This is a genomic window from Rhizobium sp. PK7-22 (genome assembly GCF_056530405.1).
This window is the reverse complement of the sequence record NZ_CP096513.1, coordinates 397,668-414,615: the sequence shown is the minus strand read 5'-3', so window position 1 is coordinate 414,615 and position 16,948 is coordinate 397,668. Positions and strand designations below refer to the sequence as shown.

Sequence of the window (16,948 nt, the reverse complement as noted above, 5' to 3'; positions counted from 1 at the left end):
CGCAGGCCTATTACCCTGGTGTTGATACGGGGTGCGTGATGATCAGCCGCCGAAACCTGTTAAAGTCCTTGTCGGGCAGCCTGTGCTCCCCGTTTTTTGGGAACAGCACGGGGGCCGCCGCCAAGCCGCATGCTCCGGTTCGCCTCGGCATCAACCTCAGTGGGATGAGCTACTGGGCGCAAGAGCAACCCTTCACCAACCTTGCCCACAATGCCGCCCGCTGGCGCGTTCAGATCAAGGACGCGCCGTTTACCTGGGACGAGCCGCTACCGCCGTTGACGCCGGACGGTTACCCTCTTTCGGTGCCGGACAGCGCCTGGCTGGACAGCTTCCTGGTGTTTACGGCCCGCCGCGAGCATTTGCCACGCGAACTGTTCTTGCACTACGACGGGCGTGGAAAGCTCACCTATGTGGGTGGTGGCGAACTGGTCGAGCGGCTGCCTGGCCGCGACCGGCTGCGAAACCTGGCGCGGGATGATGCGCTCACCTTGCGTATGATCGAGACCGACGGATCCGACCCGATCCGCAATATTCGGTTGGCCGAGCAAGATCCACCGCCCGCCGCCGAGTTCCGCAGCGCCTTTCTCGACCGGTTACAGGGCATGCATGTGCTGCGCTTCATGGACTGGATGGGCACCAACAACTCTGCGGTTCGCCAATGGCAGGATCGCCCGCGACGCGGCCAGTTTGGTCGCTCCGAACTCGGCGTGCCGCTGGAGACAATGATTTCACTGAGCAACACGACCGGCCTGTCCCCATGGTTCACGATGCCGCACCTGGCCGACGACGACTACGTGCGTGACTTCGCCAGGCAGGTAAAGCGCGATCTTGATCCGGACCTGGCTGTGCACGTGGAGTATTCCAATGAAGTCTGGAATACGATGTTTGGTCAGGCAAGCCATGCCGGCAGCCGTGGCCTCGAGCTTGGCCTGTCGGCGAACGGATACCAAGCCCAGCTGCGCTATTACTCGCTGCGCACGTCGCAGATATTGGCGATCTGGGAGGATGTCTTTGCGGCGCAGGCCTTCCGGGTGGTCGGGGTCTATGCGGCGCAATCGGCAAATCCGTGGACAAGCGAGACGATCCTGGAGTTCGGCGACGCGCGTCGCTTTGCCGACGTACTTGCAATCGCTCCCTATGTCGGTGGTGGCCTTGGCTCGCCGGAACGGGCGGCAGAGGTCCGCAACTGGGGACTGCATCGCTTGTTCAGCACGCTTGAACGTGAAGTTGAAACGGACAATCGACAGCAGATCGCAGCGCAGGCGGCTATCGCCAGGGACTATGACCTGCCTCTCTACGCCTATGAAGGCGGCCAGCATCTGGTCGGCCACGGCGGTGCAGAAAACGATGACCGGCTGACCAAGCTGTTCATAGAAGCCAACCGTGATCCCCGCATGGGCGATCTTTACAAGCGTCACCTGGCCGTCTGGCAGCAAGAGGGTGGCGAGGTCTACGCGCTTTTCGCGTCCATGGGAGAGCCCAGCAAGTGGGGCAGTTGGGGACTGTTGGAATTTGAAGGCGACCGGCGGCCAAAGTGGGAGGCGGTGCAGGAGATGTTGCGCTGGTGATCATCCCATAGGGGGACATCCACCTTCGACTGAACATTTCGGCTGACCGACACCCTCGAAAGCATAGCTGGTGGGCCACGCCAGCGAGACCTAGAGTGAACGAGGAAGTGAGGTGGACCGATGAACGTTGTATCCATGGACAACGGGCCGGAGCTGTTGATCAGTCTCGTTGTCCCGGTCCACAATGAAGAAGCGGCGATCGCCCCGTTCCTGATGGCAGTGACCACTGCGGTGGCCCCCCTGGCGGCCACCGGCTACCGCTTTGAATTCCTGTTCATCAACGACGGCAGTCGCGATGCGACTCTGGAACGCCTGATCGAGGCGCAGCAGAAGGACGGGCGCATCCGCATCCTCGATCTGTCTCGTAACTTCGGCAAGGAGGCGGCGATGACGGCCGGCCTCGACGCCTGCCGCGGCGATGCCGCCATTCCCATCGACGTGGATCTTCAGGATCCCCCGGCCCTCATCCCGCTTTTGATCAACCGGTGGCGGGACGGATTTGAGGTGGTGCTGGCGAGGCGCTGCGATCGCACCAGCGACAGCTTTCTCAAGCGCTGCAGCGCGCAAATGTTCTACCGGCTGCACAACCTCATCGCCGCCCAGGAAATCCCCAACAACGTCGGGGATTTTCGACTGATCGATCGACAGGTGATCGAGGCGCTCAAGCGGCTGCCGGAACGTCGGCGCTTCATGAAAGGGATGTTTGCCTGGGTGGGTTTCAGCACGGCGATTGTCGACTACACCCGGGCCGTACGCGGATCGGGAAAGACGAAGTTTTCCGGGTGGAAGCTTTGGAACTTTGCCCTGGAGGGGATCACCTCCTTCTCGTCCGTTCCCCTGGAAATCTGGACCTATGTCGGCGCGCTGATCTCGGTCGGCTCGTTTGCCTATGGCAGTGTCACCGTCATCAAGACGCTGTACTTCGGCATCGATGTCCCCGGCTACGCGTCGTTGCTGGTCAGCATGCTGTTTCTGGGAGGCATTCAGCTGCTTGGGATCGGCATCCTCGGCCAGTATCTCGGGCGCGTTTACAGCGAGATCAAGCAGCGACCGGTCTACCTCCTCAGGCGGGAAATTTCTGCGCCAGGCGCGCTTGGAACCGAAAGCCTGCTCAGCGTAGACGCCAGGCCGCGGCGCGCGCGCAAGTCTCCCTGACGCTTTTGCATGGGTCAGATCGGCGTCCTGACGTCGCGCTTTAGCCAGCCGGCTGTGCCACTGCGTGGCTGCTGGCTGCGCCAGGTCAGCAGCAACGCAAACATCAGCACCACTATCAATGTGCGTGCGTGTACGACCAAGGGGAGGTCGATATCGCGGATGAGGCGCTGCGGCATGAAGAAGAGAAGGAACAGCATCGAAAAACTCGTCAATCGTCCCCATGTCATCTGTGACAGGACAAGATGAAGCGAGCAGCTCCAGACAAGAGTGATGGCGACGTAGTCGTAGTCGTGTACGAAAAGGAATGTGCACGTCAGGACCAGCAAGAACTGCAGCGTCATGAAGGCGTCGAGACGCTGGCGCAGGCAGAAGACCGCCACCGTCAGCACGAGCCCGATTGCTGCGATCGGCCAGGCGCCGGGGCTAAAGCCCTGCGCCACCAGAAAGCTCTCAAGGCCGACGACATAGGGCGACCCGGCCATGTTGATGGGCACCTGCCCGTAGCTGCTGAGCGAAAGCCACCAACTGTGGATGGTTGCCCATGGGCCAAGCATGAGAAAGGCTGGGACGAACAGGACAATCGCTGCCAAACCCGCGACCACCAGAACCGTCAGTTGAACCGACAGCATCAGCCACAGCACATATAACAGCGAGAGTTGCGGCTTGACGGTTGCGACGGCCAGCAGCAGGCCGGCTGCCGTGCGATGTCCCTTTGTCACACACAGCCAGGACATCATCAGCGCGGCTGTCACGGCCAAGGTTGTCTGACCCTGATAGACACTGGTGGCGGTGTAGGGATTGCCGATGATGAGCGCCAAGGCCGCCGCTTGCGGAAATGTCAGGCTGCGCCAGCTGCGGATGCCAAGGAACCAGTGATTGGCGCAGTAACAGATGGCTGCAATGGCGCCGACATTGACGCCGCCGTGGACAACCAAGGCTGCCGTGGGCGGCAGAACGTTGTAGAAAAGCAGAAAGGAGAGCGCATGCGGTGGATAGGAAAACGGCTGCGGCGAGCTCATCAGCGCCAACCAGGGATCGACACCACTGCGAAACAGGTTTCCCGCCTGATAGAAGACCCAAAAGTCATTCCCGGGTGGTGCGGCCTTCATGAAGCCACCGGCGCCGATGGCGACCAGCGATAAGACCGCAAGCACGAGAACCACGATCGATGCAGCCTGCTCTATGGTAGTTGGAGGCCGAGTGTGCGCCATCAGTCCCTCGCTTTTGGGATTGTCGAGGCTGCAATCTTAGGGACGCGGTGGTTGTGCCACGAGGACGGCAAAAGGATGAAGCCTACCGCTTTTGGGCGAGCCGCCTTGGTGCGCTTGCCCGGACATCTGCAAGATCTTGCGACCAGAACCGCTGGTGGCGGCAACACCGGCCCGAGAGACTACATCCAATGGACAGGCTGCTTTTCGTCCAGTCACTGCAGTACTCTCAAGACGGGGGTAGAAACATGTCCAAACGAGAGCCATGATCAGACCGGGCCAGCGCAACGGGACGAACGACGATCCGCTCGGGGAAGATCTCTACGACTTCGTCCAGGTGCCGGAGGGTGCCGACGAAGAGCTGCGTGCGCTGTTGGGTATTCCGGCGACCGTTCGACCGCGCATTGCATTCCTTGCCGGTCCCGGCGATGCTGCTGGCAGCTTCGAACACTGGACCAGGCGCGAGGCCGATCCGCGTACGCCGGTCATGGCCTATTCCACCATGTTCTATTGTCTGGTGGAACGATTGAATGCCCAAGCGCTGGTAATCTGCGAGCAGTCGCGGCTGCCGGACGCGGATGATCCCCGCTTTGCCTTCGTCTCGATCGATCGCCCGCGACCCCCCGGCCCCATCGCCTACCGGCGCTCGGAAATGGCCTACGGCAGGCGGATCGTGCAGGCACTGCGCGACTACCAGCCGCATATCCTGCTGGTTGGCGTCGATGCACCCTTCTGGCTGATGCGCTATGCCCCTCGCGAATGGCGAATCGTGCTGACCGCCCACAATGCGCTTTACCCCATGGGATTGGCCCAAACGACGCTGCGACAACGCCTGCGCGGCAGGCTGACCACGGTGCGGCTGAAGCGGGTGGCAGCTGGTGTCTGCACATCGCAGGAAGTCGCACGGCAGGTGGCGGAAGCCTGCCCCGCACTGGCCGGGAAACTCTGGACAGAGGTCCCGCAAGTCCAGCATTGCCACCTTCGTTGCGACCGGCCGGCGACCGGTATCAAACGGATCGTCTACGTTGGTCGCCTGGAGGAGGACAAGGGGCCATTGGACCTGCTCGCCGCCTTCGAGGCGGTTGCCAATCAGCACCAGGAGCTGGAGCTGATTTTTGCCGGCGGCGGCAGCCTGGCTGCGCGGCTGATGCAACAGGTCCTGCAGTCGCCGGTGCGACACCGCGTTCATCTGGCCGGCGTGCTGGACGCCCAGGGCGTGCACGATCTGTTGAGCACAGCCGACCTCCTGGTTTGCCCCACCCGCCGCGCCTTTAGCGAGGGCCTTGCCCTCGTGGCCATCGAGGCGGCCATTCAAGGCGTGCCTGCGATCCTGAGTTCTGTCGTCCCGGCCAAGCAATTGCTCCAGGATGCCTGCGTGGTGTTTCCTGCAGATGACGTCCAAGCGCTGCAACGATGCATGGGCGAACTCATCATGGACCGCGACCGTGTGGCGCGACTGCGTGAAGAACTGACGCGACGCAGGCATGTCCATTTCGATCGCTCACTGTCTTGGGGAAGCCGCCTTTGTCAGGCCCTGTTGGCACTCGATAATGCGCATCGCACGCACGCCAGTGGCAGCTAAAGTCCGCTATGAACGGGATCCGGGGCGTGATTGTCACGATGTTGAACCGACCAAGGAGAAGCGCATGGGACGGACTAGGAGACGTTCGCCGGCCACCGAGCCAGTCCACGGCTGGAGCGACTGGCCTTTGCCCGTTACCGTGATGACTGGCCCGTTTCGCCAGGAGGTGATCGTCAATCCCGCCGAAGCCTTGAGCTTTATGGCCAATCGCTGGACAGCCGAGCGCAACGATGAATACCAGCGGGCGCGCCGTCTGGCGTCAGAGTTTCTCAGGCGCCGCGAAACCGGCGAGGCGGTGCGGCTCGCCTTCCTGGCGGCCGTCAGCACCTCATATGGGGTCGACGACGTTTCCGTCGGCCTCGAAGTCCCCATCGGGCCCAATGCAGACCAGAAGTTCGAGCGGGATCTGGCCACTCCGGTTCGCGCTCTAAAGCGCCGGCGAGCGCCGCAGTCTTCCAGGAGCTGAAAGGGCATAGACAAGAACCATGCGCCCACAGGCGATTGCTTGCCTGTGTGAGCTGACCGCCATCATGCCTTCGGAGGGGCGCTACCTCGACAGGATAGATTGCCCACGCGCCCGGGCGGGATCATTCTCCTGACTTGGGGACGAGGAGGAGCCCGAGGGTGCCGTAGATGAGACACCTTCGGGCTCATTTCTTCCAGCCAGTTCGTCATCAGCAGTCTGCGCGGCGTGCGCAGCTCGGCTATCAACGTCCAGGGACCGCCGGCACACCCGCATCGTCCGGCCATAATGGCTGGTGGTATTGGATGGCGATGTTGCGAGAGGTCCTGACATCGCTCTCGCGTCGGCTGCCCAGCCCTGCTGTCGCCATCCTCTCAGATGGACCTTTGCAGGATGCATACCGATGGTAGAACCTCGGTTTCAGCAGGTAGTGGAAAAGCAACGACGCGTCGGCACGCAGATGTCCAGCGGTAGGCAATGGACGTACTGCGTGCCTGTGCGACAGGCTCTACCGGTGGCGGTCGGTTCCGCTGAAGTAGTCACCGCTGTCAATCGTCCGGCTGTCGGTCATCGGACGCGGCAGCAGCGTTTGGGTGGCCTGGGTCGTGAAGAGGTCGATGCCTGGCGTGTGAGACGCCCCGCCGGCCCCGGGGTAGTATTCGCCTTCGGCCGCGGACGCTGCCGTCGCCAAGACTGCCGAAGCCATGAAGGCGGCAGCGAAAAATTTGCAGGTGGTGTTCATTGGTCTGTCCTTTCATTCGATCGCACGGGGTATTGCGCCGCGCTGTTGGGTTTTGGATGGATTAGGGGGTCCCCGTGCTGATCACCGGGCGCCCTTCACGTCATCTTTGGGCTGCCGATTGTCTCGCGATGTCGGTATGTGCGACATCGCAGGTTTCTTCCATCGCGGGCTGCCCGTGACCACTTGGTCAACCGGTATGACGCCCAGTGCGAGCTCGGCACCATGATAGAATTCACCCTCGGCAGCGGACGCTGCCGTGTTGTTTGCCATGCCTGCCACGAGGGCCAGGCTGGCCGTTATCAAGGTCTTTCTCATTGTTCCTGTCCTTTCATTTGCGATTGCCGCCCTTGGCGGGCAGCGGTTGCACGCATGTGAGACGTCTTGCACTAGGGTGGCAGCGCCCCCTCGTAATAGTCGCCGGCCTTGTTCGACCCAAAGACGAGCCTGTGTCGTCTGGAGTTCGGGTCAAAGCCCTGTTGTTCGCGCTGCAGGCTGATCACTGACCGCCCGGTCGGATCGAACCTGTCGCCGCTGTGGCTATCGCCATGCACCGCCAGCCAGCCGACAAGAGCGGGGGCGAGACGCTGCATCTGCTTCCTCATTTCTCTTCTCCCTTCTTTCGTCTTGGCACGCCGTTGATCCGGCGTTGCCTTTGTTGTTGGCAGCAGGATCGCGCACTGGCGTCAGTCGCGCGCAAACCCACCGTCAAAGCGGCGTGAAAAAAGAGGACAAGATCGAAAAAATCACCGCACCATGGGCGTCATTGGACGTGCGCCAATCCAAGTGGAAGCATCAGATCCAGATCCTAAGCCACCGTCCCTGGCGGGTTGACGCAACGGTGGAACCTTCGCCACTAGGTGGCGAGAGCCGCCTCAACTGCTGCTGCCGCGTCGGGCAGCCCTGCTCCAAAAAAATAGGCGGCAGCTTTGCCGCCTTCCTGGTCAGAGTTCATGCAATCGGCCGTGAGCGGCCGAAACCCAGGCGCGACGACCCGTTGAGGGCTCGACGCTGCCACAAGTATTGCCTTCACCGCGGCGCCATCCAGGTGAGCGCCTTGACCATGAGTGGTCTTATGGGCTCTCTGTATCAAGGCACAGACCCCTGCAATCAGAGCTGCCGCGCCGGATGTTCCTCCAAAGCCCGTATAGTAGCCGCCTCCGATGCCCGGGTTCTGCTGCAGCGGCAGGGCCGACCACGGATCGTCGCCACTATCATACCCCCAGAAGCCGGGGAGATCGGTCGTCAGCAGGCGCAAGCCCGAATAACAATACTCTTTGGAACGGTCGGCGAGGTAGGCGTGGCGGGCATGAAACGGTGACTGTCGGTCAACGCGCAGTTGGTGCCTGTTGATGACTTCCTCATCATCGGAGGGGGCCACCACTGTCAATCCCTCGCCATAGTTGCTGTATCCCGAGCGGAAGCCCTCAACGGTCACCGCGCCAACAGCAATGATTCCGTTTTGGTCCGCAGAGAGGTTTGCAGGATAGATAAGCTGGCTCTCGCCACTGTTTCCAGCTGCGCAAACGATCGGGATCTTGCGACTGACGCCGAGGATAACGTGCTCAAGGATCTTCCACAGCCTGCGGTTACTCTCGCTGATCTGCGGCGACTTGGGCTCGAGTTCCGTTTCTTCACCGCCGGTAGAGAGGCGGGCAACAAGGTCCGCGGACAGCCGGTTGAGGTAGAGCTGCGTGTCCATCGTCAACTCCGCCTTCGGCCTCGACCGGGCGCGGTCGGGGTCTGGAAGTCCACGCGGCAAGACGATGACATCGGCTTGCTGATGGTAGGCATACAGGAAGGCGCTGATGAACTGCATCGGGTCCGCGTCGAATGATGTCCGGATCGACATCAAGCGCGAGAACGGGTCAACGCCGAAATAGGGGAGGAGATTTCGGTTGCTGTTGGGTTCTGCGGCAGTCCCTGGCGCTGCAAACAGCGTTTCGGGCAGCGCAACCTGGCCGGTCCTTACGGCCACGGCCGCCGGCTCGCCCACGATCAGCCCCGCACATGCCGTGCCATGCGCGCCAAACAGGGTCTCGGGATTGATGAGCCGGCGAACACATCCCTGAGAAGATTCGATTTCGGCAGCCAGGCTCTCGAGGTACTCCTGATCATCGTTGGAAAGGCCCAAAGGTCCAAGCCCGCTCAGGTTCAAGCCGGCAAAGAAGGGTTGCTTTTGCTCCGGAGTGTAGGGATCCATGTCGTCAAGGAGCGCCACGGTGCGGGCGCCAAACGGATGGGACGCCAGATCGATGCAACGATCCGGCTCAAGACGCGTCGCGAGGTTGGGATGGTCTGAGGAAATGCCCACGTCGATGAGAGCGACCCTGGCCGGCACAACGGCCCCTGCCGCGGCAATGCGATCCCAGACCGTGCCGCTCACATCGGGTCGGCTCGTCTCCTGTACGGCAGAAGCTTCGGGACCGGGAAGAGTGGCGGGTACCGGACCGAAGTCTGCGTCGATGACCTTCAAGGCCGCCAGGTGCCACAGATAATAGTAGGACTGAGGCGTTTCCCTGGGCTGCTCAGATGTGAGGCTCATGTTGACATCCTCCTTGGTTCACCGCGGGCGGTGCTCTAGGTCCATTCTGCTCGTACCGCCTGAAAGCTGTGAGCGAAGGCATCGTGAAGATAGGGTGCGAAGCGACGCGCAAGTTCACGGCCGGCTTGCGTGTCGCTGGGATAATGAAGCCCTGCCCATTCGCGGTTCTCGGCGACATTCCGGGCAATTCTCGCAAGGTCGTCGGTGGCCGGATGCTCCGGCAGGATCGTTGCGAAGGCAAAGGCGATGGAATAGCACTGAAATGCGTGATTGCTGGGGAAGGCTGCATGCGGTGGGACAGCGAGCATCGGCCTGAGCAGAGGCTCGAAATGGCTCGGCCTCAAGCGATCGAATTTGTCCTTATAGATGAGCCCGACGTACTCGCAGGCGGTCAAGATCGATTGAAAGACGCCCTCGGTTGCGGAATAGCCCGCCACGTCCTCCACATGAAGCGGACGGGTAAACTCCGAGACCGAGATCGTCGCCTCTCTCTCGATATCCGCCAGCCGCCTTGTGCGCTCCCGATCCCGCCTTTGCATTGCCAAAAGCACTGTGGTCTCAAGCCGGGTGTGGTCGGGACCTGGTGGCGGAAAGATATCCAGTGTCTCCCAGCAGAAACGTTTGGCGGCGGTGAAGGCGCTGAATGACGGTTGCTGATGAAGGCGACGCAACTCGAAGGCCGGGATCATCTGTGCGGATGCCTGGGCTGTGATGCCTCCCGTCGCTTTGTTCTTGTTCTTGTTTTTATTCTTGTTTTTGTTTTTGTTGAGGACTGCCTTGTTTGCAACGCTCCTGAGCACCGATGCCCTGATGCCGGGGCTGTGGGGCATCATCGGTCCTGTACCAGTCTCTGCAGTCGACTCGGCTGCCGCGATCCTTCCGTATGCCCCGGGAACGACCGCGTCACCGCTACAGGCAAGAATCGTATCCGGCTCTACCTTGAACGGGAATGCATTGAGGAAAGCCACAGCTGGCGATTGTCCATCTGGCATGTCGTCGCTCCTGCCTAATTGATGCTTCAATGATCTATCGCGGGCGAATACCCGCCTTAACCAATCCCTCGATCAACAGCTGCCCGCCGTCAGTGCCCAGGATCGGATAGCGGCTTTCGCGCAGGGCGCTGATGGAGACGTCGGGCTCTATCGCCTGCAGACGAACGAGGTATTTCTGAGCGTCATCGATATGATTGGCATGCGCATGGCTGGAGGCCATGTAGCGCAAAACCGAATTGAACTGTGGCCGCTCCAACAACGCCTCTTCGCCAGCCGCAATCGCGCCAGCATGGTCCCCGGCCAGAGCGGCACTGACGCACCGGGTCGTGTCGAAGTAATACTTGTAGCGGCTATGGACCACCAACCGGCTGACCCACCGGGACATTGCCACGGCTTTCGCCGGTTGACCGGTGAAGCAGTGCAGCATCGCATAAAGGTCCCAGCCCAGTGGCTGGGCCGGGTTGAGATGAATTGCCTTTTCGAAGAGGGCCGTGGCCCGATCGTATTCGGCAAAAAGAAACGAGTGTACGTGCCCAACCAGAGCAAGCGACACGGCATTGGCCGGGTCGAGTTCGAGCGCCCTGCGCGAATAGGCGCGCGCCTCCTCGAGGACGTGGGTGTCGGTAACGCTGAACCTTTGTCCAACCTGAAAGGTGCGGATAAAGGCCAGCCAGGCGTAGGCTGCGCCGCTCGGAGCTTCTGCGATGCACCTGCCCAGCAGTCGTTCTGCTCTTTCGAGATCTTGCCGCGACAGCCTGAAGATGGAATCAATTGCATGGAGAAGGTCGGCACCGGCGCAGGCGGGATCCTCCACCCATGGAGACAGCAGGTACCGGCCCACCTGATCCACGATCTGGGTGATGATCGGATGCAACTCCGACATGCTGCCACACCGGACTGCGAGTCGATCAGCGACCTGTTCCGCAGACCAAATGTGGGCTCCGTCGGACCGTCGGCGCAAAACGGCCTGCGCCAAGACTGCATCACCGTCGAACGTCAGACGCATTCGGGCGGTGATCGGAAGAACTCTGGCCGGGGACGGATCCGTGTCGATATCGGCGGGGGACGTGCTTTCGAATGAGAGGTCGGCTACTCCAATGCCAAGCGTCTCGCCCAGCGATCGTGTCAGGAGGCTCTGCAGCTGCAGTGCGATGATGCGCCCCTTGTCGGCCACTCCGATCACCTGCGGCGGTTGCAAACGCATTAAGATCTGCCCAGGTGGCGCTGCAGCGAAAAGCTTCGTGTCGTCGCCAGCATTGCGCAGGAGAAGCTCAGGCCCGGGATAGTCGAAACGCGCTATACGTAAGGGATCAATCGGGCCACCTTGAGAGACGATCTCGTGAGGCTGGGGTTTAAGAACCGGACGGTCACCTTGTCGCTTGATTTGCCAGTTCTGCCGCTCGAGGCTCAACCAGTCCTCAAATTCCGGGTCGCGGATGTCGATCCCTTCCAGAAGCTGATCCTGCGAATCGCGCCAAGACGTCGTCTGGTCTATGTCCAGCTCCATCTGCTCCAGGTTCAGCCAAACGGTGACCTTGTCGGCCTGCACCAGGTCAGAGTTAGGACCCAGCGATTTTCTGATTTCCATGAGAGCCTGTCGCAGGCTGGCCTGACCCTGCTCTGCAGAGCGATCGCTCCACAGCTTGTCGCGTAACCACGCTCGCGAGCGAGCCCCTCGACGTGCCAAAGCCAGCATCGCCAGCAGGGCTTGAGCTTTTTGCGACTTGGGAGCAACGGACGCACCAGCACGATCCGTCATGGTGAACGGACCCAGAAGATACATCCGGTAATTTCCACGCATGCCGTCACTTCGGGACATTGAAGTGCGCCTTTGTGTCCAAAAACGAATACACCCCCAGCCTGACGTCCCCTCTCTACGGTAGCACGGAGCCAACCCTCGGGGTAGCTTGGAAGGGTGCCATGGCGAGACCTGGCCCCGCGCCAGAGCCTGTGGTGCGCGATCACGCCTGGGCGAGGCAGCGGGCGCAACAGGATCACGACATGCATGGGACATGTAGCGCCCCCCTTAGCCTGATTTATGTGTCTCGTGGCGGCGTTTGAAGCAATGCAGGAGATCTTTGGCATCGGATGAGCTGCTGGCCCTTGGAGACATACTCCTCCACCTTGTGGAACTGCGTCTCTGGCAGAGCCTGTAGTCCACAATCGTCAGCGACAGGGTTCAGAAGCCAGAAGCTGTGTGTGGATTGAACGATCGGCGCAGGGATGTAGGGATAGACGAGACGCATCCCCACAGCTGCGTGGTCACTCCTTCCAAACAGGCCACCTCGACCCGCGGCTTCCAGTTTCTGTTTTAGGCGAAGCATGTGGTTGCGAACCGGAGGCTGGATGGCCAATGCGCTCGATCGGCCGCGGCCATCGTCCAGATACCTCAACACGGCCCAGAAGTCCGAAGGGCTGTTGGTCAACATGATGGAGTCTGCAGCGGAACGTGCTTCCCATGTGTCGATCAGATCGCGGTATCCGCCTTTCTCAAACCGGAGGGTGTAGTTGATGCTGGCCATGAGCAGCAGCATCGTGACGGCCAAGGACGTCGATTGTTGGAGCGGCATGCGGGCGCTGAACACTGCATTGGCATAGATCCCCAGGGCGATGGCCGCGAACGGAAGAAACAGACCGAGCGTCCGGTAGATGAAGACCGGCTTGAACGCCACCGAGATGAACAGCAGGACGCAAAGCGGCAGCACCACCAGCAGACCTGCTGTCCATCGACTGCTCGGCTGCGTCAGCGGCAACAGCAGCATGAGTGGCAGAACCAGGTAGCCGGTCAGGGCTGGCCAAGGGAACTCCATCCCTAAAAATGTCAGGGTAAGATGGATACCGATCGTCGGTAGATCCAGGCTGGCCAGGCCCTCAGTTTGACGGATGGCGCCGATGGCCAGCGGGTAAAGCGCCGCTAAAGCGACCACGCCATAGACCGCGACGAGCCGGATGACCTCGCGCCGACGGGCAAGCTTTATCATTCGCAACGTGGTGCTCAGAAACAAGAAGAACGCCACGAAGAAGCCTAGGCCGTGCGTCAGCGTCAGACCGAGCCCGAGACCGAGAGCGGCCAGCAGGTGACGCATGGTGGCGCGGCCGCTCTGCTCGATCCTTTGAAGAACATACCAGAGGCTGATCTCCAGGATCATCACCATGGCGTACATGCGTACATTCTCGGCGAAGAACAACTGCAACGGCATGAGAGCAAAAATGGCAGCGGCCCAGATCGCCGGCGCAAATCCAAAGATCTTTCGACATGCAAACAAAAGCACGGCGAGCGCCGCGATGCTCTGCAGCGTCGAATTGAGGATGAACCACCGATCGCCATCGGCGACGGCTGCCCAACCATGCAGTTGCAGGTAGTACAGAGGCGGGTGCGTGTCAAAGCGCAGCGTGGCCAGCACAATATCGACCAGTGGGCTTTCGGCAAGCGCGACGGAGAAGATCTCGTCTGCCCACAAATTGGGTTCCATCAGGAGGTTGACGATTCTCAGCAACACGCCGGCCAGAACAAATAGGGCCAACAGTCCAAGCAGTGGGCGGCGGCGAATGATCCCAAATTCCATGCGCTGTAAAACTCCCGCTCAAGGTTGCTGACACGACGCCGAGCACAGTGGCCACATCATCGCTCCCATGGGTCTCCGGCGCATCCTAGGCCGTCGATGCGCTTTCCCCGATACCTCCTTTTGGGGGCGGCTGAGCACCGCCAGGACCGGTCCGGCTGCGCCATGCGGGCTCCAGGCGCAGGCTCTACGCCTTTCGGTCAGGGTGATACCCGTCGACTGAGCTTGTATCCTGCGTCACCAAAGCGTTTCACCAATCCGCCCGGGAGCCACGATGTCCCTTCACACTCAGACGATCACCGCGATGAGACAGGTCAGGTGCCGGTCAGGATGGCTCCGGCGGCGTCTTCTCCCGCTGATTGTGCTTACGGCAATGGCGTCATCGCCGGTCGCGGGTCAGGCACTCGACAATCGCGCGCCTCTTCCCAAAGAGGCTGCACAGGTCTTCTTCTCCGGTCACAGTCTCATCGACAACCCCCTCCCCGACTGGGTGGAACTGATTGCGACCAGTCTTGGCAAGACCATCAGCTGGGAGCAGCAGATGATCCTGGGGTCACCGCTGCGGCTTCGCACCCGTGGAGAGGGACCAACCGGGTGGAAGGGCTACCACTATGGAAAAAACCGTGTCGGGGAAGGGCTCGACGTGATCGATGAACTTCGCTCAGGGCGTCACGCTGGGACGCGCCACCCCTATGACACGCTTGTGGTGGCAGAAAACCACGGCTTGCTGGGCTCGATCATCTGGGAAAACGGCATTGGCTATCTCAGGCATTTTCACGACCGGCTGACGGCGGCCAATCCAGCCGGCAGAACCCTCTACGTTCACGCCTGGCTTGGCATCGACAGGAACGATCCCGCCCGCTTCGTGGCGCGAGAGATGGACATCAGCCGGATCTGGGAGTGCACCGTCGAGAAGGTAAACCTCTCGTTGGAAGCCGAAAACCGCCCCGCCAATCTCAGCGTCATTCCCGCAGGTTCAGCACTTGCCACGCTCGTTCAGCAGGGACTGTCAGGACAATCGTCGCATCTGAAAGGCAGCCCGGCAAAGGTCGTGGATGGGCTCTTTCGCGACGATGTCCATCTGACGGATCCGGCAATCTATTTTCTGGCGGCGGTCCACTACGCCGCAATCTATGGCCAGTCGCCGCAAGGGGCCGCGGCACCCGACTCCGTCGCGCCGGACTTTGCGGCAGAGCTGCAGGCACTGGCCTGGCAGGTCGTGACGCGCTTTGCGCAAAACCGGCGCCCGCAAATGGCCGAGTGCCGCCGGACACTCGTCGAGTCAGTGTGTGAGAGCTACTGGAGCTACACCCAGTCCTATGAGGAAATCGGCCGGTGCAGGGGCTATTTCTCGCGTACCGATCCCGAGCGCGAGGGCAATCCGTTTTTATGGCCAGACTCACAATGGCGTACGCTTTCCTTCCCCTAGCGGCGGTGTGGAGATGGGGATTTGGCACACGCGGGAGGAAAAGCGCCGTTGTTCACATCAGCCGAGATCAAAAACTGCGCAAAGAACGCCGGGTGCAGTTTTGTCCAATGTGCGGTGGTGGGTTGAATGCCCGAACATATCAGAGCATTGGCGTACGTTCTGATCCTGGCGGTGCCGGCTTTCTTCGTGGCCGCGCGGTTGGCGGTTCCGCTTGTCGGGGCCAGGGAATTCTCGCTGTGGCGCAATGCGTGGATCATCGCCACTTGTCTCACCTTTCTGACCACAAGCTTCCTGTTGTTTGTCGCACTCTTGGGGCTGCTGATTTTCCTGGTGCGAAAGAGGCTGACCCAGCCGTTGTACCTGTACATCATCTTGATGTTTACCGCGCCCTGTCTGAGTGTGGGTGTGGGCATCCCCGGGCTGTTCAACAGGCTCATTGACCTTAATCTTCCCCGCGTCCTGGCGCTGTTGATCCTGCTGCCGATAGCCTTGAAGCTATGGGCTCAGCCGGAGATGCGGCGGTGGCGAAAACTCGATCTTTCGGTTGTCGCCTTTTGCGCCATGCTTTCCATTCTCGCCCTGCGTCACGGCGACTTCAACTCGATCTTCAGGGTTATCCCGAGCTATTGGCTCGACATCGTGCTCACCTATTTTGTCTTCAGCCGTGCCCTTCGCACTCCAAAGGATCTGGACCGTTGTCTCGTGGCCTTTGTCGTGGCGGCATTGCCGCTGGCGCTGGTGGGCGTTTTTGAGTATCTGCGCGACTGGCGCGTCTACTTCGTCGTGGTCTTGCGGTGGGACCTCACCCTGATCAGCCCCTACGTCTTTCGCGACGGCTCGCTACGCGCGGCAGCCACAGCCATAGAACCGATCGCCTTCGGCTTTTTGTGTATGGTCGGTGGCGGGTCTTTGCTGGCGATACGATCGGGCAAGATCGGCTTGATCTGGTGGTGGCTGGCGATGGCGATGCTTGTCGGCGGGTTGTTTGTCAGCCTCTCGAGAGGACCGTGGCTCGGGTTCGCACTTTGCCTTGCGATCGTGCTTCTTGCCAGACCGCGGCTGGCTGTGGCGCTCAGCCTGCTGGCCATCCCGACAGCGGCTTTGCTGCCGTATTTTGGACCTGTCGCGACGATTGACCGATTCATCAATTTGCTTCCCTTCATCGGCCATGCCGACGAGGGCAGCGAAGCGTATCGATCCGAACTTCTGGAGAATTCGCTGACGGTGATTGGTCGCAATCCGTGGTTTGGTTCGATGGACTTCCTGAGCGCTCCGGAATTGCAGGTGTTGATTCAGGGACAGGGGATCATCGACATCGTCAACAGCTACATCCAGATCGCGTTGGAATACGGCCTGGTCAGCCTGTGCCTGTTCGTGCTGTTCTTCGCCGCCATTGTCGCGTCTCTCGTGCGCCTGACGCTTGCACATGCCAGGCTGCAGTCGGCCCATCACGCTCTTCTTGGCTTGATGATCGGCATCCTGTTTATCATCGGCACGACCAGCAGTGTTTCGATTATACCGCATATCTATTGGGCACTGAGTGGGCTGAGCGTTGCCGCGGTTGCAATGGCGCACGGCCGGCAGGACAGACGCGCCTTTCGGCTTGCCCTTCAGGGTGAGGTGGGTATCAGCGGCAAGTCACCTGACGTCGCGGGACCCGCGACGACGGCGCCGATGCGCGTCCTTGGACGCGGGATCTGACTG

Annotated in this window: 14 protein-coding genes; 6 read left to right on the top strand and 8 right to left on the bottom strand. The window is 60.9% G+C overall.

Annotated features, from left to right (window positions below):
- Positions 1-38: 38 nt before the first annotated feature.
- Together M1E10_RS02110 and M1E10_RS02105 are read left to right on the top strand one after the other, a co-directional pair.
- A complete protein-coding gene (locus tag M1E10_RS02110; protein ID WP_499173360.1) occupies positions 39-1,568 on the top strand; it encodes a hypothetical protein in 1,530 nt (509 codons plus the stop codon).
- Positions 1,569-1,688: 120 nt separating this feature from the next.
- On the top strand, positions 1,689-2,723 hold the full coding sequence (locus tag M1E10_RS02105; RefSeq protein WP_499173359.1) for a glycosyltransferase family 2 protein: 1,035 nt from the start codon (positions 1,689-1,691) through the stop codon (positions 2,721-2,723).
- A gap of 14 nt (positions 2,724-2,737) precedes the next feature.
- On the opposite strand, the gene M1E10_RS02100 is transcribed toward M1E10_RS02105, so the two are convergent.
- On the bottom strand, positions 2,738-3,934 hold the full coding sequence (locus M1E10_RS02100) for a glycosyltransferase family 87 protein (protein WP_499173358.1): 1,197 nt from the start codon (positions 3,932-3,934) through the stop codon (positions 2,738-2,740).
- A gap of 262 nt (positions 3,935-4,196) precedes the next feature.
- On the opposite strand from M1E10_RS02100, the gene M1E10_RS02095 reads away from it, so the two are divergent.
- Positions 4,197-5,513, top strand: a complete 1,317-nt coding sequence (locus M1E10_RS02095; RefSeq protein WP_499173357.1) for a glycosyltransferase family 4 protein — start codon at positions 4,197-4,199, stop codon at positions 5,511-5,513.
- 64 nt (positions 5,514-5,577) lie between these two features.
- The gene (locus M1E10_RS02090; protein WP_499173356.1) at positions 5,578-5,979 is read left to right on the top strand and encodes a DUF982 domain-containing protein; all 402 of its coding nucleotides are present in this window, start codon (positions 5,578-5,580) and stop codon (positions 5,977-5,979) included.
- A gap of 505 nt (positions 5,980-6,484) precedes the next feature.
- Here M1E10_RS02090 and M1E10_RS02085 read toward each other — a convergent pair.
- From M1E10_RS02085 to M1E10_RS02055, 7 genes are all read right to left on the bottom strand, one after another.
- Positions 6,485-6,718, bottom strand: a complete 234-nt coding sequence (locus M1E10_RS02085; RefSeq protein WP_499173355.1) for a hypothetical protein — start codon at positions 6,716-6,718, stop codon at positions 6,485-6,487.
- An 81-nt stretch (positions 6,719-6,799) separates the two neighbouring features.
- Positions 6,800-7,033 carry a hypothetical protein gene (locus M1E10_RS02080; RefSeq protein WP_499173354.1) on the bottom strand — a complete coding sequence of 78 codons (234 nt, stop codon included), beginning with the start codon at positions 7,031-7,033 and terminating at the stop codon, positions 6,800-6,802.
- A 71-nt stretch (positions 7,034-7,104) separates the two neighbouring features.
- Complete coding sequence (locus M1E10_RS02075) at positions 7,105-7,320, bottom strand: hypothetical protein (protein ID WP_499173353.1); 216 nt, start codon at positions 7,318-7,320, stop codon at positions 7,105-7,107.
- Positions 7,321-7,571: 251 nt separating this feature from the next.
- Positions 7,572-9,260 carry a S8 family serine peptidase gene (locus tag M1E10_RS02070; RefSeq protein ID WP_499173352.1) on the bottom strand — a complete coding sequence of 563 codons (1,689 nt, stop codon included), beginning with the start codon at positions 9,258-9,260 and terminating at the stop codon, positions 7,572-7,574.
- A 35-nt stretch (positions 9,261-9,295) separates the two neighbouring features.
- A complete protein-coding gene (locus tag M1E10_RS02065; protein WP_499173351.1) occupies positions 9,296-10,252 on the bottom strand; it encodes a phosphatase PAP2 family protein in 957 nt (318 codons plus the stop codon).
- Between the two features lie 34 nt (positions 10,253-10,286).
- Complete coding sequence (locus tag M1E10_RS02060; protein ID WP_499173350.1) at positions 10,287-12,035, bottom strand: SARP family transcriptional regulator; 1,749 nt, start codon at positions 12,033-12,035, stop codon at positions 10,287-10,289.
- A 253-nt stretch (positions 12,036-12,288) separates the two neighbouring features.
- Positions 12,289-13,818 carry a hypothetical protein gene (locus tag M1E10_RS02055; RefSeq protein ID WP_499173349.1) on the bottom strand — a complete coding sequence of 510 codons (1,530 nt, stop codon included), beginning with the start codon at positions 13,816-13,818 and terminating at the stop codon, positions 12,289-12,291.
- Positions 13,819-14,188: 370 nt separating this feature from the next.
- Here M1E10_RS02055 and M1E10_RS02050 point away from each other — a divergent pair, with 370 nt between their 5' ends.
- Complete coding sequence (locus M1E10_RS02050; protein ID WP_499173348.1) at positions 14,189-15,244, top strand: hypothetical protein; 1,056 nt, start codon at positions 14,189-14,191, stop codon at positions 15,242-15,244.
- A gap of 126 nt (positions 15,245-15,370) precedes the next feature.
- The gene (locus M1E10_RS02045; RefSeq protein WP_499173347.1) at positions 15,371-16,945 is read left to right on the top strand and encodes an O-antigen ligase family protein; all 1,575 of its coding nucleotides are present in this window, start codon (positions 15,371-15,373) and stop codon (positions 16,943-16,945) included.
- The last annotated feature ends 3 nt before the right edge of the window (positions 16,946-16,948 follow it).